At 42.9% G+C, this 19,481-nt stretch carries 18 protein-coding genes and 2 riboswitches; of the genes, 11 read left to right on the top strand and 7 right to left on the bottom strand.

Annotated features, from left to right (window positions below; translation table 11 throughout):
- Window positions 1–24: 24 nt before the first annotated feature.
- Genes CSV77_RS08325 through CSV77_RS08315 form a run of 3 tightly spaced genes read left to right on the top strand, consistent with a single transcriptional unit; the run spans window position 25 to window position 3,115 of the window.
- Window positions 25–1,152 (top strand): sensor histidine kinase, encoded by a 1,128-nt coding sequence (locus CSV77_RS08325; protein ID WP_099673020.1) that lies wholly within the window; start codon window positions 25–27, stop codon window positions 1,150–1,152.
- Between the two features lie 3 nt (window positions 1,153–1,155).
- Complete coding sequence (locus CSV77_RS08320; RefSeq protein ID WP_099635796.1) at window positions 1,156–1,767, top strand: response regulator transcription factor; 612 nt, start codon at window positions 1,156–1,158, stop codon at window positions 1,765–1,767.
- A gap of 43 nt (window positions 1,768–1,810) precedes the next feature.
- Window positions 1,811–3,115, top strand: coding sequence for a D-serine ammonia-lyase (locus CSV77_RS08315; protein WP_099673019.1), 1,305 nt, complete (start codon window positions 1,811–1,813; stop codon window positions 3,113–3,115).
- A gap of 169 nt (window positions 3,116–3,284) precedes the next feature.
- Here CSV77_RS08315 and thiW read toward each other — a convergent pair whose 3' ends face one another.
- Genes thiW through thiM form a run of 4 tightly spaced genes read right to left on the bottom strand, consistent with a single transcriptional unit; the run spans window position 3,285 to window position 6,049 of the window.
- A complete protein-coding gene (gene thiW, locus CSV77_RS08310; RefSeq protein ID WP_099673018.1) occupies window positions 3,285–3,773 on the bottom strand; it encodes an energy coupling factor transporter S component ThiW in 489 nt (162 codons plus the stop codon).
- An 11-nt stretch (window positions 3,774–3,784) separates the two neighbouring features.
- Window positions 3,785–4,444: a thiamine phosphate synthase gene (gene thiE, locus CSV77_RS08305; RefSeq protein ID WP_099673017.1), complete on the bottom strand. Its 660-nt coding sequence runs from the start codon at window positions 4,442–4,444 to the stop codon at window positions 3,785–3,787.
- Window positions 4,444–5,259, bottom strand: coding sequence for a bifunctional hydroxymethylpyrimidine kinase/phosphomethylpyrimidine kinase (gene thiD / locus CSV77_RS08300; RefSeq protein ID WP_099673016.1), 816 nt, complete (start codon window positions 5,257–5,259; stop codon window positions 4,444–4,446). Before thiD ends, thiE begins: the two co-directional genes overlap by 1 nt.
- Before the next feature lie 16 nt (window positions 5,260–5,275).
- Window positions 5,276–6,049, bottom strand: coding sequence for a hydroxyethylthiazole kinase (gene thiM, locus CSV77_RS08295; RefSeq protein ID WP_099673015.1), 774 nt, complete (start codon window positions 6,047–6,049; stop codon window positions 5,276–5,278).
- A 62-nt stretch (window positions 6,050–6,111) separates the two neighbouring features.
- A riboswitch (TPP riboswitch) is annotated at window positions 6,112–6,213 on the bottom strand.
- A 192-nt stretch (window positions 6,214–6,405) separates the two neighbouring features.
- On the opposite strand from thiM, the gene CSV77_RS08290 reads away from it, so the two are divergent.
- The 3 genes from CSV77_RS08290 (at window position 6,406) to CSV77_RS08280 (ending at window position 10,064) form a co-directional block, all read left to right on the top strand.
- Window positions 6,406–7,602, top strand: a complete 1,197-nt coding sequence (locus tag CSV77_RS08290) for a DUF3238 domain-containing protein (RefSeq protein WP_099673014.1) — start codon at window positions 6,406–6,408, stop codon at window positions 7,600–7,602.
- A 500-nt stretch (window positions 7,603–8,102) separates the two neighbouring features.
- Window positions 8,103–9,644: an aldehyde dehydrogenase gene (gene adh, locus CSV77_RS08285; RefSeq protein WP_099673013.1), complete on the top strand. Its 1,542-nt coding sequence runs from the start codon at window positions 8,103–8,105 to the stop codon at window positions 9,642–9,644.
- A gap of 42 nt (window positions 9,645–9,686) precedes the next feature.
- The gene (locus CSV77_RS08280; protein WP_099673114.1) at window positions 9,687–10,064 is read left to right on the top strand and encodes a DUF779 domain-containing protein; all 378 of its coding nucleotides are present in this window, start codon (window positions 9,687–9,689) and stop codon (window positions 10,062–10,064) included.
- A 91-nt stretch (window positions 10,065–10,155) separates the two neighbouring features.
- Here the strand turns inward: CSV77_RS08280 and CSV77_RS08275 are convergent, their stop codons facing one another.
- Complete coding sequence (locus tag CSV77_RS08275; protein ID WP_099673012.1) at window positions 10,156–10,557, bottom strand: thiol-disulfide oxidoreductase DCC family protein; 402 nt, start codon at window positions 10,555–10,557, stop codon at window positions 10,156–10,158.
- A 173-nt stretch (window positions 10,558–10,730) separates the two neighbouring features.
- Between CSV77_RS08275 and CSV77_RS08270 the strand changes: the two genes are divergently transcribed.
- On the top strand, window positions 10,731–10,931 hold the full coding sequence (locus tag CSV77_RS08270; protein WP_099630506.1) for a hypothetical protein: 201 nt from the start codon (window positions 10,731–10,733) through the stop codon (window positions 10,929–10,931).
- Window positions 10,932–11,068: 137 nt separating this feature from the next.
- Complete coding sequence (locus tag CSV77_RS17010) at window positions 11,069–11,413, top strand: hypothetical protein (protein ID WP_199173134.1); 345 nt, start codon at window positions 11,069–11,071, stop codon at window positions 11,411–11,413.
- Window positions 11,414–11,588: 175 nt separating this feature from the next.
- Here the strand turns inward: CSV77_RS17010 and metH are convergent, their stop codons facing one another.
- Together metH and CSV77_RS08255 are read right to left on the bottom strand one after the other, a co-directional pair.
- Entirely contained in the window at window positions 11,589–15,026 is a 3,438-nt protein-coding gene (gene metH, locus CSV77_RS08260) for a methionine synthase (RefSeq protein ID WP_099673011.1), read from the bottom strand.
- Window positions 15,007–16,866 carry a bifunctional homocysteine S-methyltransferase/methylenetetrahydrofolate reductase gene (locus tag CSV77_RS08255; RefSeq protein WP_099673010.1) on the bottom strand — a complete coding sequence of 620 codons (1,860 nt, stop codon included), beginning with the start codon at window positions 16,864–16,866 and terminating at the stop codon, window positions 15,007–15,009. Before CSV77_RS08255 ends, metH begins: the two co-directional genes overlap by 20 nt.
- 84 nt (window positions 16,867–16,950) lie before the next feature.
- A riboswitch (SAM riboswitch) is annotated at window positions 16,951–17,062 on the bottom strand.
- Between the two features lie 165 nt (window positions 17,063–17,227).
- Here CSV77_RS08255 and CSV77_RS08250 point away from each other — a divergent pair.
- The 3 genes from CSV77_RS08250 to bioB all read left to right on the top strand — a co-directional run bounded on the left by CSV77_RS08250 (window position 17,228) and on the right by bioB (window position 19,155).
- Window positions 17,228–17,425, top strand: coding sequence for a hypothetical protein (locus CSV77_RS08250; RefSeq protein WP_099630509.1), 198 nt, complete (start codon window positions 17,228–17,230; stop codon window positions 17,423–17,425).
- Between the two features lie 129 nt (window positions 17,426–17,554).
- Complete coding sequence (locus CSV77_RS08245; protein WP_099673009.1) at window positions 17,555–18,154, top strand: biotin transporter BioY; 600 nt, start codon at window positions 17,555–17,557, stop codon at window positions 18,152–18,154.
- Window positions 18,154–19,155: a biotin synthase BioB gene (gene bioB / locus CSV77_RS08240; RefSeq protein WP_099673008.1), complete on the top strand. Its 1,002-nt coding sequence runs from the start codon at window positions 18,154–18,156 to the stop codon at window positions 19,153–19,155. Before CSV77_RS08245 ends, bioB begins: the two co-directional genes overlap by 1 nt.
- Window positions 19,156–19,481 lie beyond the last annotated feature (326 nt).

Raw genomic sequence — 19,481 nt, 5'->3', positions numbered from 1 at the left:
CGAAAAGGATGGCGATGAGACCTGATGTATAGCTGGTATAGTATTTTCCCGAAAAGCCCATGGCTGAGTATTTATGCTTGGGTTGTATTTTGTATATTGCCTTTCTTTTTTATTTTACGAAGTGCCTCTCCGTTTAATTTAACAATAGGTATTATATTATTAGTGTTATTTTTTCTATCATATTATTTTTCCGCCAAGTCAAAAAGTGGTCTTATGTATATGTGGATCAGTTTTGAAATTGTCATTACGGTCGTGATGACATTGTTATTTGGCTATGTTTATCTGTCATTGTTCATTGCTTTCTCTATTGGAAATATCAGAAGACCAGTAGGCTTTTTTATTATTTACGGATTACATATAGCGATTTTAATAGGAGCAATCGTTGCGGGGTTCTTTCTTGAAATTGAATTATTTTTACCACAAATACACTTTGTTATTATCTCGGTTATCGGAGTAGTATTACTGCCATTTAATTTGTACAACCGTCAAAAACGAGACTTACTTCAAGATCAGTTGGAAATTGCAAGGGAACGTATATCAGAACTGATGATCATTCAAGAGCGGGAGCGTATTGCGCGAGATCTCCATGATACGCTTGGACAAAAGTTATCCATGATCGGTTTAAAGAGTGACCTAGCTTCTCGATTGATGGATCGGGATATCGAGTCGGCAAAAGCAGAAATTCATGATATACGTCAAATTTCTAGTACGGCATTAAAAGAAGTACGAGATCTTGTTAGTGGTATGCGACGTGTGAAGCTTAAAGATGAACTGGTGCGCGTCCAACAAATGCTGAAGGCGGCTGAAATCGAAGTGGATATAGAAGGTAATCCCAATTTCCCCGACGTGTCGCCTATTGTTGAAAACGTACTTGTAATGTGTCTCAAAGAAGCAATCAATAATGTAGTAAGACACAGCTATGCAAAACAATGTTGTATTATATTTGAACAGACAGAAAAGGCATTTGTAATTAGAATAAACGATAATGGGATTAGTATCGCGCAAAATGGCGTGAATTTACCAGGTAATGGGCTTGATGGCATGAAGGAACGATTGGAGTTCGTCAACGGTAAACTATCGATTAAAGGTGACAAAGGGACTCAACTAACAATTATGGTACCTGCTGTCTTAAAGCAAATAAAGGAGGGGTAACGTATGATCCGCATTGTAATTGCAGAAGACCAAGGAATGCTGCTCGGTGCACTAGGGTCGTTGTTGAACCTGGAAGAAGATATGGAAGTAGTAGGCAAGGCTAAAAATGGTCAGGAGGCTGTAGACTTGGTGAAAAGTCTACAGCCAGATATTTGTATAATGGATATTGAAATGCCGATTAAAACCGGCTTGGATGCAGCAGAAGAACTACAAGATATGGAATGCCAAATTATTATTCTCACGACGTTTGCTAGGGCAGGTTATTTCGAACGAGCGCGGAATGCAGGAGTTCGTGGATATTTGCTGAAAGATAATCCCATTGAAGAGTTGGTTAAATCGATTCATTCTATTATAGAAGGGCGCCGAATTTATGCACCTGAATTAATTGACATGGCATTTGATATGAAAGAAGAAGAGAAGAATCCATTGACTGAGCGGGAAGTTCAAGTACTTAAGTTGGTATCGGAAGGGAAAACTACGAAACAGATTGCGGCTGAACTGTTTTTATCACCCGGAACTGTCCGTAATTATGTCTCCACCATACTGGATAAACTTGGAGTTCGTAATCGTATTGAAGCGATTACGTTATTCAATGAAAAAGGCTGGTTCGAGTGAAATCTACACGGACGTACATTCATAACGAGGGAGTGAGTGATAAGTGAATAAGATTACGCAAAGTGAATGGCTTGTAAAGCTACCCTTATTACAAAGCGTGATGGAGCAGAAGGAAGTGTTATGGAAAAATCCTTCTGTCGAATTGGTAGCAGCTGGCCTGTTGAAGACACGTTTATCAAAAGTTGATATAGTAGACGCCAGCGAACGTCTGGAGAGATTCGCTCCCTATTTGGCGAAAGTCTTTCCAGATACGGATAAAGGTATTATTGAATCCCCATTAACCCCAATTCCAAAGATGAAGCAAGAACTCGAAAAAGCGTATGCTATCCATATTCCGGGAAAGCTTTTATTAAAACAGGATAATGCGTTGCCGATCTCAGGTTCAATCAAGGCTCGTGGTGGTATTTATGAAGTTTTGAAGCATGCAGAGACGCTTGCGGTAGATAGTCAATTGCTAGATCCTACAAAAGACTACAGCCAATTCGATACGCCGAGATTCCGAGAGTTGTTTGCGAAGCACAAAATTGCTGTAGGCTCGACAGGGAATCTGGGATTGAGTATTGGTATTATGAGTGCAAAGCTTGGCTTCAATGTCACGGTGCATATGTCAGCCGATGCCAAACAGTGGAAAAAGGATTTACTGCGCTCCAAAGGCGTTCAGGTGGTGGAGTATATCGATGATTACAGTAAAGCAGTAGAAGAAGGCCGGCGTCAGGCAGAGGCTGATCCGTCTTGTCATTTTGTGGATGATGAAAACTCTACGGATTTATTCATGGGATATGCAGTGGCAGGGGAACGTGTTGCGGCACAATTGAAAGAGCAGAATATTACTGTCGATGAAGCGCACCCTCTATTCGTCTATTTACCTTGCGGCGTAGGCGGGGGACCAGGCGGCGTGGCATTCGGATTAAAATTGGCTTTAGGTGATCATGTGCATTGCTTCTTTGCTGAACCGACACACTCACCGTGCATGATGATTGGTATGATGACAGGAATGCACGACCAAGTCTCGGTTGCAGATTTTGGCTTGGACAATAAAACTGCGGCTGATGGTTTAGCAGTCGGTACAGCTTCTGCATTTGTTGGAAAAACGATGGAACCATTCCTCACAGGATGCTATACGGTAGAAGATCAGACATTATTTACGCTTCTTAAAGAGCTGGCGGATAGTGAAGACATCTGGCTGGAACCTTCAGCACTTGCTGGTATGACAGGACCTGTACAAGTTATTAAGTCTACATTACCGTTAGCAGACTCCAAAAACGCAACGCACCTTGTATGGGGAACGGGCGGAAATATGGTGCCTGCGGACGAAATGAAGAGTTATTATCATTATACGAGGAAATAATACACTCTATTTCCCGGGAAATCGACAAAAGATCCGCAGAGACTATTCTCTGCGGATCTTACTTTTTAGAATAGATGATTTGGAAGCTAGAAAACATCGTTGATCAACGTTCCCGGACACAAGTTTGTCCTCATTACGCTTGCCCACCATTTTGTCCTACATCATGGTCTTACTGCAAATCTCTAAAAATCTTTAATTTCAAGAGTCTTGGAGCTAATAATAGACCGATAATTGTCCCACTCACCGTCGATACAAGAAAAGGGGGTAGGAAAAATAAAGCGGTTACGGTCGTGCCCATCAAGATTTTGGCATAAGGCACTGCAAACAATGGTGCTATCAAACCGGTACCGATAACCTCCCCGATGCCTGTACTCCAATTCTTTTTGAAACGCCGGTATAATACGCCAGCTAAAAACGCACCGATCATCCCGCCAGGAAATGCGAGCAGTGAACCTGTCCCTGTCAGTATACGTACGAGTCCTGTCATAAACGCTACCACGACAGCGGCCCCCGGACCCATTACGATCGCCACTATGACATTTACAGTATGCTGTATGGGATACGCTCTGGCGATACCAGCAGGGAATGAAACGAATGCAGAGCCGGCAACTGCAATTGCGACAAACATTGTCATGAAAATCATTTTCCGTGTATTCATACGATCCCCATTCATGCCAACAAAGAGTGTATAGTGTTTGATAAATCGCTTGCTGCGTACTGCGGATCTTTAGCCGATGCGATAGCGGAGACCACAGCTATACCGTCTGCCCCGGCTTGGATAACAGAGCCGGTAGTAGCCAGTGTAATGCCGCCTATAGCGACGATCGGCATGTCAGGGAACGCAGTATGGATTTCTTCTACTAGAGTGGTACCTACAACTGCCGAAGCATCGAGTTTGGTTGACGTCGGATAGATCGGACCCAGACCTACATAATTCGCCCCGATTGATTGTGCAATTTGTACCTCATGTGCATTGTGAGTTGAAACTCCAAGCCACTTATCCCGACCAATTCGCTGACGCACGCTGTCTGCCTGTTCATCATCTTGTCCTACATGAACCCCGTCTGCATTAATGGCCAATGCCAAATCCACATCGTCATTGATGATGAAAGGAACACGATACAATCTGCAAAGTGCCTGACACTTTCTAGCGAATCCGAGCAAAGCCTCGCCTTCAAGCGCATTAGATCCCTTTTCACGCAACTGGAAACATGTGACACCACCGCGAAGAGCCGCTTCTACTATTGCTAACGGATCCTGACTCTGAGCGTTTGGTGTACCCATTACAAAATATAAGCCTAATGCTTTCCTCACTTCCATGTTTGACATCAGTGCATCTCCTTTTTCAGTTCACCGTATGCCCAGTGATTGGTTGGTCCGTGCCCTGAACCAATCTTCAGGCCATTTTCAATCGCGGCCTGTATGAATTGCTTCGCTTCGGCAACTGCATCCGTCAAAGAATAGCCCTTAGCCAGAAAACTCGTCAAAGCCGCTGCGAATGTGCATCCGGTCCCGTGTGTATCTTTGGTTTGAATCCAAGGTGTTGTTACAGTGAATGACTGCCCTTCTTCGTCCGCGTAATAATCCTTTGCATCCAGTACATCATTGCGGTGACCGCCTTTCATAACGACGGCTCTTGCTCCCATTTTGATAAAAGCGGCTGCAGCTTGCCGAATGTCTTCGTCTGTTCGTATTTTCATTCCGGTTAGCACTTCCGCTTCAGGAATATTTGGAGTGACAATGGTAGCTAGCGGTAGTAAATGCTCTTTTAATGCTTCAATCGCCTGTTGCTGCAATAAAGCCTGTCCTCCCTTTGCAATCATGACAGGGTCAATGACTAAAGGAAACGGAGGGTATTCCTTTAATAGCGCAGCTACTTCAGTAATGATTTCCGCCGAAAACAGCATCCCAGTTTTACATGCTTTTACATCAAAATCATCCAGTACTGCACGAATTTGTGCTATTACTCCATCTGTCTGTATTGGATAAACACTGTGAACACCGTGTGTGTTCTGAGCAGTCACTGCAGTTATGGCAGAAGTGCCGTATACACCTAGCTCCTGAAACGTCTTTAAGTCGGCCTGAATTCCTGCGCCTCCTCCGCTATCTGAACCGGCAATGGTCAATGCTACTTGTACTGTCAATCGAAAAACCTCCTGTCTAGTATACTGAAATTGTTTTCCGTTCGTTATCCAATGTATGTAAGGTATTTAAGAAGTTTACAGCAAAGTCGCCAGGACCATGTGAAACCTTTGCAGTTTGTTCACCAGCCCGTTTATAAAATGAAAGTGCATCTGCTACGGCTTCCAGGGGATGTTCCATTCCTACGGAGAGAAATGCACCCGTGACAGAACTGAGTAAACAACCCGTGCCGGTTATGGTGGTCATCATCGGGTGGCCGCCCGTAATGGATAATGTGGAATGGCCGTCCGTGACTAAATCGACTTCGCCTGAAACCGCCACGAGACAGTTGTACTTAAGGGCAGTCTTTTTCGCTATACTTTCGATGTCGGCAGAACCTTCTCCTGCGTCAACACCCTTAGCGGCCCATGGAACATCTGCAATCGCAGCAAGTTCCCCTGTATTACAGCGGATTAGTGTGATATCTACCTCGTCCAACACTTTTAGAACGCTAGCTTTACGAAAAGCCGTAGCACCTGCACCAACTGGATCTAGTACTACAGGTTTTCCTGCTGCGCGGGCACTTTTTCCCGCCAAAATCATTGCGTCTACTGTTTGTTGCTTCAATGTACCAATATTTAAAATACTGCAAGCGGCAATTTTTGCAATGTCTTCTGCCTCCTCCACTGCATCCGCCATAACGGGAGAAGCGCCTATTGCAAGTAACCCATTTGCCTGGAAATTCGCGACTACAAAGTTTGTCATGCAATGAACGAGCGGTTGCTTTTGACGAAGTTCTTGAATAAGCTGCATGTTTCTTTTCCTCCTTAAAAAGGTATATATACAAAAAGCCCATGCATAGGTGGGCGGTTGGGTATGAAAACTACCCACTTTCCTCCGCTAGTATGTACTAGATCAGGTTCAAAGGGTTTGCGTAATTGCATCTCAGCCAATAAAAGGCGCCCCTAGTGGTGGCTATGTATTAGACAGGCTGATTATATCATATACATGAAAAAGGTTAAAATAATACTGGCATTATAGGATCAAAGTAATTGGAAATGAGTGATTGTGCATAGATGAAAAGGTATAACGATATGCTGAATGTTACATAATTATCTGAAGGCGTATAACTGTTTCAGATGAAATAGATAAAAGGGAGCAGATCGCAAATGGAGAAATTATTCGAAATTCAACAGATGAATCATTCATTGGATGATATATCATTCACGTGGAGTGACACAGGTGGTTATTACCGTGTCTATAAAAATGACCGACAAGTATATGAAGGAACGGCTCCAAAGTTTACGGATGGAGAGCTAGATCCGTCATATCCTTTTCAATATACAGTGGAACGAGTGGAGGAAGGACGGGTTCGAGATGTAATTGTTATCCAGACATCACCTCTGACAGAAGTACAGGAAGATGAACATCCTTTACAACGCTTGGTGATCACAACGATTGCCGCCCCATCACAAATTGCTCTGTCATGGGAGTGGATTAAGGATGTAGAGAAGTTTGATGTTTTCCGGAATGGACAATACATCGAGACAATTACGGATAATCGTTTTATTGATCGCGAGACAAGTTCTTCTGAGGCGGTAGTATATAGTGTCGTGGCAACACGCCCATTACTTGATAGCAATCAGAAAATGAATGTCAGTAAATCAATCGCATCAAAAGTGTATGAAGTGATTATGCCTCCAGATCCTAATAATAAACCAACAGAAGAAGTCTATACATTTTCCGTGCGAGTAAAGCAACGGGATCGATTACTCATTCCAGTGGCTGACAGGAAAAAGTTAAATGAAGTGAAGCAATGGAAGTTCCGCTACACGACTTTTTTAAAGGAAGATATCATAAAAAACCCGAATCTTTTTTCGTCGATTCCATACTTTACAGGAGACGATCGGGACTTTAACCCTGAAGGAAAGAGCTTCCGTACCCGTGTAGATATAGAAGGAGAGTTCATCGGAGGAGACAGCAATCTGCGGTTTACGAAAGCAACAGGGCCGTCAATTGGCTTAAATACTATGAAACGGTATAAGCGTCATGCCCATGCTTCTGTAGAGGGTATAGAAATCGATCGGTTGGAGGAGAAATCGACAGAAGTTCATTTTACAATCAATCATGATGTAGGCAATCCATTAACCGCTTCACCGTCTATTCACTATGAAATGAAAGCTCATTTGGATCAGCAAGGTAACTTAGATCTAGTTGGCTATCATAATGATGCGCCTCATCATGAAATTTATTTAGCGATTGATGGCGAGAACTGGCGTCCTGTGCATCGTACTGAAAGTGAAGGATTGGCGTATTTGACGGGTGTGCTAGGAGATAACTATTGGCGCTATATGACGTGTAATTAACAATGAACCGCCGCAATCCATAGTGAATTGCGGCGGTTCATTTAACTATGCTTTACTAGTTGATCGTTTCTTGAAAACTCCTCCGTTCCGAATTAAGCTTTCTGACTCGGACGTTCAACTTTCCAATTGACTCTGCTGTCAGTTCAATTTTTCCATTTTGCTTATGTTTTTTCCATATCTCCAATTTTTCACTTATTTCTTTTGTGTTTTATCTATTGGCTGCAATACTTCCGGCCTTTCATTCTATTACTCGACAACAAGTCACCGAGGTGCCATTTGCTGGATCGAACTTTATAGGCTTGGAACTTCAAAAACCTTTTCATTGTTTTATAATGGCATTTTGTTGAAAGCGCTTACTGAATAGTTTAAAATAATAGATAGCTTATAAAAGCGTACACATTAGGAATAATGTGAAACTATGTTTCGTATAATAGCTTTGCGTGCATAACGATTGCGCTGGGATACAAGCAAATTAATGAGAACAGGGAGTGTGACGCAGTATGGTACAAGCTTCAGAAAATCTAGTTTATGCAAATCCGAATACACAAGGTTCAAAGGTTCAGTTCAAAGAACGCTATGATAATTTCATCGGTGGCAAGTGGACAGCACCAGTAAAAGGCCAGTATTTTGATAATTCCACGCCAGTTACAGGTAAGGTATTTACCCAAGTAGCTAGATCTACAGAAGAAGACATTGAACTGGCTCTAGATGCAGCTCATGCAGCAAAAGATGCATGGGGAAAAACATCAGTCACTGAACGTTCGAATATTTTGCTGAAGATAGCGGATCGTATTGAAAAGAACTTGGAAATGCTAGCTGTAGCTGAAACGTGGGATAACGGGAAAGCTATCCGTGAAACATTGAATGCCGATCTTCCGCTTGCAGTGGATCATTTTAGATACTTTGCTTCTGCAATTCGTGCGCAAGAAGGCGGAGTTAGTCAAATTGATAACGATACAGTAGCCTACCATTTCCACGAGCCGTTAGGAGTCGTCGGGCAAATTATTCCGTGGAACTTCCCGATTCTGATGGCGGTATGGAAACTTGCTCCGGCATTGGCTGCAGGAAACTGTATCGTGTTAAAACCAGCTGAGCAAACACCTGCTTCCATTTTGGTATTGGTTGAATTAATCGAAGACTTACTACCAGCGGGTGTTCTGAATATAGTCAACGGTTTCGGGCTGGAAGCAGGAAAACCACTAGCATCCAATCCGCGCATCAATAAAGTTGCCTTTACGGGGGAGACGACAACAGGTCGTCTAATTATGCAGTACGCTTCTCAAAACTTGATTCCGGTTACATTGGAACTGGGCGGAAAATCTCCGAATATTTTCTTCGAGGATGTCATGGCGCAAGACGATGCATTCCTTGATAAGGCTGTTGAAGGTTTTGTTATGTTTGCATTGAACCAAGGTGAGGTCTGTACATGTCCGTCCCGTGCATTGATTCAGGAATCCATTTATGACAAGTTCATGGAACGCGCACTTGAGCGTGTTAAAGCGATCAAAGTAGGAAATCCCTTGGATCCGACGGTTATGATGGGTGCTCAGGCATCCACTGAACAACTAGAGAAAATTCTTTCTTACTTAGACATTGGAAAACAAGAAGGCGCAGAATGTCTGACGGGCGGTGAGCAAAACAAACTTGAAGGTGATCTTGCAGAGGGGTATTATGTGCAACCGACTGTATTTAAAGGACATAATAAAATGAGGATCTTCCAAGAAGAAATCTTTGGTCCTGTAGTAGCGGTTACGACATTCAAAGATAAAGAAGAAGCACTAGAAATTGCGAATGACACATTATATGGACTAGGTTCAGGTGTATGGACGCGCGATATGAATACAGCGTATCGTTTCGGTCGTGGTATTCAGGCAGGACGTGTATGGACGAACTGCTATCATGCATATCCGGCACACGCTGCATTTGGTGGCTACAAAGCATCAGGAATCGGACGTGAAAACCACTTGCAAATGCTGGCACATTATCAGCAGACGAAGAACATGCTAGTTAGCTACGACGAAAGCAAACTAGGATTCTTTTGATTGAATCTATCTGGAGGATCCGAAGTGAATGGAGGAATTCCTATGCCAGATCGAGTAGTCGCAACAGAAGAAGCGTTGGCCCTTATAGAATGGTTAAAAGATAAGCACGGCCCTTTGATGTTTCACCAGTCTGGCGGTTGCTGTGATGGATCTTCTCCGATGTGTTACGAAGATGGAGACTTGATTATTGGTAATCAGGATATCTTGCTTGGGCATATTGGCGGCATGCCATTCTATATGATGAAGAGCCAGTTTGAATACTGGAAGCATACACAACTGATTATTGACGTAGTCGACGGACGTGGAGGGATGTTTTCGCTTGAAGGAGTGGAAGGGAAACGTTTCTTAACCAGATCTCGTGCTTTCACTGACGGAGAGTATAAGGAATTAACTTCATATAAAAAGCCTTCCAAAGAATAGGAAGGCTAGGACTGAAAGCAACTCTCAACACATGGGACCTTGCTTTCAGTTTTTTATTTACTGTATTCAATTTTTGTCATGGGTAAAATCTTCATGCCATAAAACGTTGGCGATCCTCAGGTGAAGGCAACATGCAGGATAATTCCTTTTTACCGAACCATTTATATCGGTTTTTTGCAACATAGTCGTAGACGACGTCGCGGATTGCTGGCGGGATAACTACGAATAGAAATGCCAAGTGCCATAAACCATCCAGTTTTTTGGCGATACGTAAAGCTGCGCCTGACTTTGTATAGGCTTTACCGTTTTCAATCAATACTAAGCTATCTACGTCATCAGAAATTTGGTAGTCTTTACGAAGTTTTCTACCTACATCGTCTTGTAACGAAGCGAATGAAAAGTGTTTGTACGGGTCACGTTTAATGATAAATTGAACGCTTGCATCACAGAAGTTACATTCGCCGTCAAATAGTATAATTCTATCTCGTTTCATAGTTACTCTCTCCTTCAAAAATAGATGATATCGTACTATACCCACATAGCTTTGACTTCACTCACGCGCAGTAAACAGAATAGTGTTAATTTGTTTGTGTATAGTATATAATAGAAGATAATAAGCTCGCTTTGTCTTGTGAATCATATAAAAAAAAGAAGGAGTGAAAAAGTATGGAGCGTCAATACATCCATCCAGCTGAGCTGGAGTTGCGTCGTGACTCTGACTTTTTACGTTCTGAGAATATGGTAGGCGAAGGTGCTCCGGTCCATGGCGCATTAAATGAGTGTAAATTTATTGTGAAGAAACTAGAATTAATTGAAAATAGTCTAGGTTATGAGAAGCCTTCTACGCCTAGAAGCTGTGAGTTATAAATAGTTTATTAACAATATAGCAATGATCTTTATCTCTATTGATAAAGATCATTGCTATTTATTTTTCACTATACTATGGCGGCAGCCCGTAACAAAATTATTGGCTCGCATGTAATAAGGTATAAGGAGGTGGAGAAATGAATCAAGGACATTGTGGAATGTCAGGCGGACATGGTCAGCAGGGATGGGGACACCATCAGCATCATCAAGGAATGCATGGTCATCAAGGTTTTCAACCCGTTTTTTGCCCGCCACAATATCGCTTTAACGATTGCTTCACTAAACAGGAAATGCCATTTATTCATCCGATCGTGAATGTGAATCGACACCACGTAGTCGGCGTGCCACAGCACTATTACACAGAAACTACGGAAAATGTTATGGGCTCTACTATCATGCCAGGAAGAGGGCCAGGATATGGACCAGGATCTGGAGGTATGTGGGGTGGCGAAGGTTGTCACCGCCGTAGAAGATGCCGCTGATCATTTTTTAATATGAAGAATCCGCCATCTCTAGTATTTCAGAGATGGCGGATTGTTTTATTTTCTCAAGCGCCAGACTCTCGGGACGTTTCGGAATTACCAAAAAGGCAAAGAACGCCTTTGTGGTAGTTCCTCCAACGCCTGTCGAGTCTAAACGGCGCTTTCAGCATTAGGGTTATGCGTTAAAGTATCTTGCGTCGGGATGGGCGAAGACGATGGCGGATACGGATGCTTCTGGTTCCATCATGAATTCTTCGGTTAGCACGACGCCGTGGTCTTCCGGTTTGATGAGGCGGAAGAGTTTAGCTTGATCTTCTAGATTTGGACAAGCTGGGTAGCCGAATGAGAAACGTTGGCCTTGGTATTTGGCCGCGAAACGTTCGAGCATTGTAAAGTCTGTTGGATCAGGGAATCCCCATTGGTCACGGATTTCTTGGTGAATCCGTTCAGCGAAGCCTTCTGCCAACTCCAATGCAGTCGCTTGGAACGCATGGCTTTCAAGGAATTTGCCTTCTTCCTTCAGTTTGTTTGCATAATCACGGACCCCTTTACCAGCAGTCACTTGCATGAATGCCACGTAATCCATTTCACCACTTTGCACTGTTTTCAAGTAATCAGCCAAGCACAGGAAAGGCTCTTTTTCTTGACGCGGGAACGTAAATCGTTCAATTTCAGTTTTTGAATCTTCCGGATCATAAATGATTACGTCATCCCCGTCTGCCTGGGCAGGGAAGAATTGATAAATACCGGAAGCTTTCATCTTGTCGGACTTCAAGAACTCCGTTACCATTTCATGAAGTTGTACTGCGCGTTCTTCTTTTCTTTCAAGCATTTTATCGACATTTCCTCGTAGACCTAAGTGGTGACCGATAAGTGTACGCATATTTACGTAAGGATGTAAGTGAGCAACCGAGTAATCTTTCACGACCCGTCTACGTAAATCGGTTGGTGTGAATACAGGAACGTCAGTGCGTACCGTTTTTACGGGACGTGGCTTCACTGCAACTGCTGACGTGCCTCGACTTGCTTTAATCGCATCATTGGTTTCGCGTTTCTCGATACTATCTGCTAATTCTTCGAGTAACGCTCCTTTGTCATTACTTTGTAGACGGTTTGCTAAGTCAAGACCTTGCATCGCATCTTTTGCAAATATAACCGGGCCATCATACTCAGGTGCGATTTTCGTTTCAGTAAAGCGCCTTGTTAATGCGGCTCCACCTACCATTACTGGCGTGTCGATTCCTGCTGCCTTAAAGTCCTGTGCTGTTAACACCATTTGCTGTGCAGACTTTACGAGAAGTCCAGATAGTCCTACAATGTCTGGTTTTTCTTTACGAATCACTTCAATTAATGTAGCTGGAGTAACTTTAATACCGATATCTATGACTTTAAAACCGTTATTACTTAAGATAATTTCCACGAGGTTTTTTCCGATATCATGTACGTCACCTTTTACTGTTGCCAGAATGATCTTGCCTTTCCCGCTATCGTCTTCTTTCTTTTCCATGAACTGTTCAAGGTATGAAACAGAAGCTTTCATGACTTCAGCACTTTGAAGAACTTCCGCTACGATCAGCTGGTTGTCATTGAATAGACGTCCAACTTCAGCCATTCCTTTCATTAAAGGACCATTGATAATATCAAGTGGTGCGTCGTATGTCTTTAAAGCCGTTTCCAAATCAGGAATTAAGCCTTCTTTTGTACCTTCCACCACATAGTACGCAAGACGATCAGGCACGGTTTTCGGAATATCATCTTCTGATTTCTCTTTTTTCTTCCCACGGTAGAAGTCCGTAAACTCCGCTAATGTTTCATCTGTAGTATTAAACAGTAAGTCGTTCGCCAGTTTGATTTCTGCTTCTGGAATCGAAGCAAAGCGCTCAAGTTTCTCGGTATTTACAATCGCATAATCCAGACCTGCTTGTGTACAGTGATACAAGTACACAGCATTCAACACTTCACGACCAACAGGGGGCAACCCGAATGATACGTTGCTGACACCGAGAGTCGTTAAAGTACGCGGAAGTTTTTCTTTAATTAATCGAATTCCTTCAATCGTTTCTACTGCCGATCCAATGTATTGTGCGTCACCTGTGCCAACAGGGAAGACGAGTGGATCAAAAATAATATCTTCCGGTGGGATCTCCCATTTATTAACGAGTAATTCATAAGAACGCAACGCAACTTCTAGCTTACGTTCTCTCGTTACTGCCATTCCGATTTCATCAATCGTTCCTACAACGACGGCCGCTCCATATTTTTTTACTAAAGGAAGTACGGCATCAAAGCGTTCTTCACCATCTTCTAAGTTAATAGAGTTGATGATTGCTTTGCCCTGCGAGAATTTCAAGGCCTCTGCAATGACGTTTTCATCAGTAGAGTCGATGACGAGAGGAACTTTGACTTTTTTTACGACTTCTTTCATGAAGCGAGTCATATCGTACAATTCATCACGGTCAGGGTTCGCAAGACAAATATCCAATACATGCGCACCACGTTTTACTTGTGCACGTGCGATTTCTGCAGCTTCCTCAAACTTTTCCTCTACAATTAGTTGTTTGAATTTACGTGAACCGATAACGTTCGTACGTTCCCCGATTAATAATGGACGTAATGTATCGTCGTAGAGCAAAGGCTCAATCCCTGAAATGGCATGACCATGAGGATTTTCTGGCATCTTGCGTGGAGCCTTATCTTTAACTACCTCACGAATTGCGCGAATGTGATCAGGCGTTGTTCCGCAGCAACCGCCAACCATGTTCAACCAACCTTTTTCAGCGAAGCCTTCCAGTTTTTTCGATAATGATTCAGGAGATTCATGATAATGTCCTTCTTCATCCGGTAATCCGGCATTTGGATAACAGGTTACGTAGCTTGTCGCCAATTCGGACAATGAACGCAAATGGTCAGTCATGAATTCAGGACCTGTCGCACAGTTTAAACCGACCGAAAGTGGATGGACGTGTTCAATAGAAATATAGAATGCTTCTATACTTTGTCCAGCAAGCGTTGTACCCATCGGTTCGATCGTACCTGAAATCATGATAGGAATTTCGCGTCCAAGCTCTTCAAACGCCTTCTTAATACCAATTGTTCCAGCTTTCACATTCAGCATATCCTGACTTGTTTCCATCAGTATCAAATCACTGCCTGCTTCTATAAGCGCTCTTGCCTGTACATAGAAATCATTAGATAGTTCATCGAACGTAATACCGCCCGTTACCGAAAGCGTCTTTGTCGTGGGCCCGATCGCACCCGCGACAAAACGTGGCCATTCTGGTGTAGAAAACTTCGCTGCACTCTTTTTCGCGATTTCTACAGACTTTGCATTAATTTCATCTGCACGATGACCAAGTGAAAATTCATTCAATACAAGGGGAGTACCGCCAAATGTATTCGTACAAATGATATCAGCACCGGCTTCTAAATATTCATCGTGAATTTTCTCCAAAACATCAGGGCGTAACACACTCATGTATTCATTACATCCATCGTATTCTTCTCCGCCGAAGTCTTCCGTTGAGAAATCTTCCGCTTGCAGCATCGTCCCCATCGCACCATCAATGATAAGGATTCTTTTATCTAGTTGTTCTTCAATAGGATGTCTCTGCATGTGTTAATTCCCTCTCCTTCTGCTGGTCTATTTTCTTAATATATTCATACAACTCTAATGTCATATCGTAACGCAGGAATGGTGTGATGAGATACAGTCCATTAAAATACTGAGCCGCTGTATCTATCAATTCTTTTGCAATTTCAAGCCCCGTTTCAGTTGATTTTTCACGGTCTTCTCCGCATTCACGCATTCTTTCCAACACATCTTCCGAAAGCTTGATACCTGGTACCTCGTGATGCAGGAACTCTGCATTTCGTATATTCGTCAATGGCATGATCCCAATAAAGATCGGTGTATCCAGGTGTTTTGTTGCTTCATATACATCGATAATCTTTTCTTTCGTGTAAACTGGCTGAGTGATGAAATAGTCCGCACCCGCTTCAATCTTCTTCTCGAGCCGTTGTACAGCACGATCGATGACGCGGACGTTCGGATTGAAAGCTGCAGAAATAGAGAAGCTGGCTTTCTTGCGCAATGGCTTACCGGAGAATGAAATTCCTTCATTCAATTTCTTGATTAACTGCAATAACTCCATGCTAGATACATCGTAGACGCTTGTAGCACCGGGGAAGTCCCCAACCTTTGTCGGGTCGCCTGTCACGGCTAGGATATCGTGAATGCCTAATGCATCAAGCCCCATCAAATGTGATTGTAAGCCAATGAGATTGTGATCGCGACACGTTAAATGTACAAGCGGGCGGATATTATGTTGCATCTTGATGATCGAGCCCATCGCCATGTTGCTGATGCGTGGAGAAGCAAGTGAATTATCTGCCATTGTTATAGCGTCAACTCCCGCGTCATATAACAAATTTGCACCTTTGATATAATCTTCTGTTTCCAAGTGGCGCGGTGTATCTAGTTCTACAATTACCGTACGCTCTGTTTTCGCTTTTTCGTGAAGAGGTTGATGTTTTGCCGGGTCCGCTTCATGAATCACGATAGGTTTCGCCGGTTGTACGACCTTTTCCGTGATAGGTGTCAGTCGCGCTAACTGTGTTTTCGCCGCTTTAATATGCTTAGGTGTTGTCCCGCAACATCCTCCAATCAAGCGAGCGCCTTGATCACGAAGTAATACGGCTGCGCGTCCAAAGTATTCTGCTTCTGATTCATAGACAATACGTCCATCTTCTACATCTAATAGACTGGCGTTTGGATATGCGGATAAAAATGCTTTCTCTGGTAATGTCACATTATCGAATGCTTGAATCGTGTGGTAAGGACCTAATCGACAGTTAACACCTACGATATCCGCCCCGAGGGACTCAAGCTGATGAAGTGCATCGTTTAATGAAAGTCCGTTCTGTAATACGCCTGGATCATGCATTGAAACTTGTGCAATCAATGGAACATCCGTGATTTTCTTTAATGTTGTAACTACGGATGATAGCTCTTCGAAGTCATAATACGTCTCTAATAGAAGACCGTCAGGATCACCTGTTAATAAAGCATTGGCTTGTTCAAGTACGACTTTTTCAATTTCATCCAATGTCGCATCGCTTTTACGTATACCTCGCAAGCCGCCTATTGTTCCAAGTACAAATTGCCCCCCAGGCGCCGCTGCGCGTTTGGCAATTTGAATGGCTGCTTTATTGAAATCCGTGACATGACTTTCCAAGCCGTAGCGAGCTAATTTGATTGCGTTCGCACTGTAAGTGTTAGTCTGGATTATATCTGCACCAGCTGAGATGTAGTCTTGGTGAATTTGCTCTATAATTTCAGGCTTTTCTATATTTAGTTCTTCATAACAGTAATCAATTCCGTAAGAATATAAAATCGTCCCCATTGCACCATCTGCCGTTAGGACATTTGTTTGTAGTTTCTCGAGCAATGACATAAATCCATCTCCCCTTTAGCCTTTTTTAATCAAAAAAAGCCTTCAAGTATATTAGAAGGCTTTGTAATCCCAATGACTAGTTCCCTCTCATCTTTTCAGAGTGTCAATTTGACAGACTGCTGGAAGTAGCACCTTGCCTAAATGGCTGGTTGCTGAAGCGTCGACGGGCCAGTCCCTCGGCTTCTCTTGATAAGATATGTTTCTTATTCAATTATTTAGATTATTCTAACCACATCATAGCGGCTTTGTTGGATATCGTCAAGTGAACGTTTGGTGAAGTTCAAAGCGCAGAGTTAGTGCATAGAGAAATTGCGGTATATATGCTAAAATTAATGATATTAACTCGAAAAGGTGAGAAATTATGCGATTCTTTAAATACTCATTTCCAATCGCTGTTCTTGTAGGTACACTTGCTTGGATTATGATAGGTAACAGTTACGAAGAAGTTGCTTATGATATGCGTGTGTACATTACAATTGGGGCTGCTATATTCAGTGGTTTAATCTCAAGTGTTTTGTTTCGCAAAGAAAAGGAAGAACAGATTGATGAGAAGAAGTAGGCTGTCAGCGGTATGCTGCAGTCTTTTTTTGTCTACTTTTATGAGTTAACCAAAAAATAAATTGTGTTGACACGAAATAGGTTAACCGATATTATTTATGGGGTAACCAATTTAGAAAGAGGTGTCGTAATGGCAATAGTAACAGAGAGACGACCGGTAAGTAGATTCAGCGCACTAACTATTGTATATAGCGGGATGTTTGCTGCGTTAATGATGATTGGAGCGAATATTACATCCTTCGTGCCGTTTTTAGTAGTTGGTGGAGTACCCATCACATTACAAACTTTTTTCGCTATCTTATCAGGGCTATTACTTGGTAGTCGTCTAGGTGCGTTATCGATGACCGTCTATATGTTAATAGGACTAGCAGGGGCACCGGTCTTCGCTAAATTTTCAGGAGGCTTCGGTCAGATCTTAAGTCCAACGTTTGGTTTTATTCTCACATTTATTCTGATTGCTTATGTAGCTGGAAAGATTGTTGAGCGAAAGCATACTTTGTCTGCTTTTATTATCGCAGCATTTGTCGCTACAGCAGTCAACTATATACTAGGTACAACTTGGATGTATTTTGCGTACAAGATGTGGGCTGCTGCACCCGACGTGTTTACCTACAAGATTGCTTGGCTGTGGATGATGCCGCCACTACCGAAAGATTTAATTCTAGCTGTACTGTCAGGCATATTCGCATTTAGAATATCAAAACACTTGAAAGTGAGGCGGACGTTATAATGACCTATCAAAGGCTGGCTACTCAAGTACTCGAAGGCCATGTACCAACTGATGAGGAATCACTCGCAATATTAAATAGCCCAGATGAAGATTTACTATTATTACTGCACGCGACATACTCGATTCGGTCACATTACTTCGGTAATAAAGTAAAGTTGAATATGATTATCAATACGAAATCGGGACTATGTCCGGAAAACTGTGGGTATTGCGCGCAATCCATCATTTCAAAAGCACCTGTTGAAAAGTATGCAATGATGAAATCAGAAGAAATACTGGAAGGTGCGGAACGTGCTGCCGCTAATAATGCGGGCACCTATTGCATCGTAGCAAGTGGACGAGGACCGCGTGACAGTGAGCTGGACATCGTGATTGATTCTGTTAAACAGATTAAAGAGAAGCACAAGGGCATGACGGTATGTGCTTGTTTAGGTATTTTGAAGCCGGGACAAGCAACACGTTTGAAAGAGGCAGGAGTAGATCGCTATAACCACAACTTGAACACATCTGCAGAGCATCACGAGAGTATAACAACATCGCATACATACGATGATCGTGTAAATACTGTAGGACTTGCCAAAGAAGCGGGCATCTCTCCATGTTCAGGTGTTATCGTCGGCATGCGTGAAACAAAACAAGATATCATCTCCATGGCGCGTAGCCTACGTGAACTGGACGCAGACTCGATACCTGTAAACTTCCTGCACGCAGTGGATGGAACCCCATTGGAAGGAACATCAGAACTGGATCCCCGTTACTGCTTAAAGGTCTTGTGTCTATTCCGCTACATTAATCCTAGCAAGGAAATCCGCATCTCGGGTGGACGTGAAGTGAATCTTAGAAGCCTCCAACCACTAGGCCTCTACGCTGCAAACTCCATCTTTATCGGCGACTACCTCACAACATCCGGTCAAGAAAACGATCAAGATCATAAAATGCTGGAAGATATGGGCTTCGAAGTCGACCTAGAACCTTTGAATAAAGAACCCATCACTTTGTAAATAAAAGAGAAGAAAAATGTTTGTATACTCCGTGACTGAAGACAATCCACTATAAGGATCTGTTCTTCAGTCTTTTCTTATTTATATAAGTTGAATTAAAGATTACAGGATACACTTAGTTGATTTTCGTTACAGGCGGCGACTCCGGCGGGAACAGCACAAGCTGAAAGCCCCGCAGGTAGCGAAAACCGTAACGAAGAACGGTTTTTGCGAGTAAAAGCGAAGCGTTAGGAGCACGTCTTTGCCCGTAGCGGACGAGGAGATTGAGGCCGTGCCCGCGGAACGCGTCCGCCTGGAATGGAAATCAAAGGTTCCCTTGTGAGGAC

Source organism: Sporosarcina sp. P16b (genome assembly GCF_002743065.1).
GTDB lineage: Bacteria > Bacillota > Bacilli > Bacillales_A > Planococcaceae > Sporosarcina.
Note: the sequence above shows the minus strand (reverse complement) of the source record. Positions and strands in the feature narration are given on the sequence as shown.

Bases quoted from the DNA above. Each gene is read 5' to 3' on its own strand.
- CSV77_RS08280 (WP_099673114.1), top strand. From the start codon at position 9,687: ATGCCAGATCGAGTAGTCGCAACAGAAGAAGCGTTGGCCCTTATAGAA.
- CSV77_RS08325 (WP_099673020.1), top strand. From the start codon at position 25: ATGTATAGCTGGTATAGTATTTTCCCGAAAAGCCCATGGCTGAGTATT.
- adh (WP_099673013.1), top strand. From the start codon at position 8,103: ATGGTACAAGCTTCAGAAAATCTAGTTTATGCAAATCCGAATACACAA.
- CSV77_RS08290 (WP_099673014.1), top strand. From the start codon at position 6,406: ATGGAGAAATTATTCGAAATTCAACAGATGAATCATTCATTGGATGAT.
- bioB (WP_099673008.1), top strand. From the start codon at position 18,154: ATGACCTATCAAAGGCTGGCTACTCAAGTACTCGAAGGCCATGTACCA.
- thiM (WP_099673015.1), bottom strand. From the start codon at position 6,049: ATGCAGCTTATTCAAGAACTTCGTCAAAAGCAACCGCTCGTTCATTGC.
- metH (WP_099673011.1), bottom strand. From the start codon at position 15,026: ATGCAGAGACATCCTATTGAAGAACAACTAGATAAAAGAATCCTTATC.
- CSV77_RS08270 (WP_099630506.1), top strand. From the start codon at position 10,731: ATGGAGCGTCAATACATCCATCCAGCTGAGCTGGAGTTGCGTCGTGAC.
- CSV77_RS08275 (WP_099673012.1), bottom strand. From the start codon at position 10,557: ATGAAACGAGATAGAATTATACTATTTGACGGCGAATGTAACTTCTGT.
- CSV77_RS08255 (WP_099673010.1), bottom strand. From the start codon at position 16,866: ATGTCATTGCTCGAGAAACTACAAACAAATGTCCTAACGGCAGATGGT.
- CSV77_RS08245 (WP_099673009.1), top strand. From the start codon at position 17,555: ATGGCAATAGTAACAGAGAGACGACCGGTAAGTAGATTCAGCGCACTA.
- CSV77_RS08250 (WP_099630509.1), top strand. From the start codon at position 17,228: ATGCGATTCTTTAAATACTCATTTCCAATCGCTGTTCTTGTAGGTACA.
- CSV77_RS08320 (WP_099635796.1), top strand. From the start codon at position 1,156: ATGATCCGCATTGTAATTGCAGAAGACCAAGGAATGCTGCTCGGTGCA.
- thiW (WP_099673018.1), bottom strand. From the start codon at position 3,773: ATGAATACACGGAAAATGATTTTCATGACAATGTTTGTCGCAATTGCA.
- thiE (WP_099673017.1), bottom strand. From the start codon at position 4,444: ATGTCAAACATGGAAGTGAGGAAAGCATTAGGCTTATATTTTGTAATG.
- CSV77_RS17010 (WP_199173134.1), top strand. From the start codon at position 11,069: ATGAATCAAGGACATTGTGGAATGTCAGGCGGACATGGTCAGCAGGGA.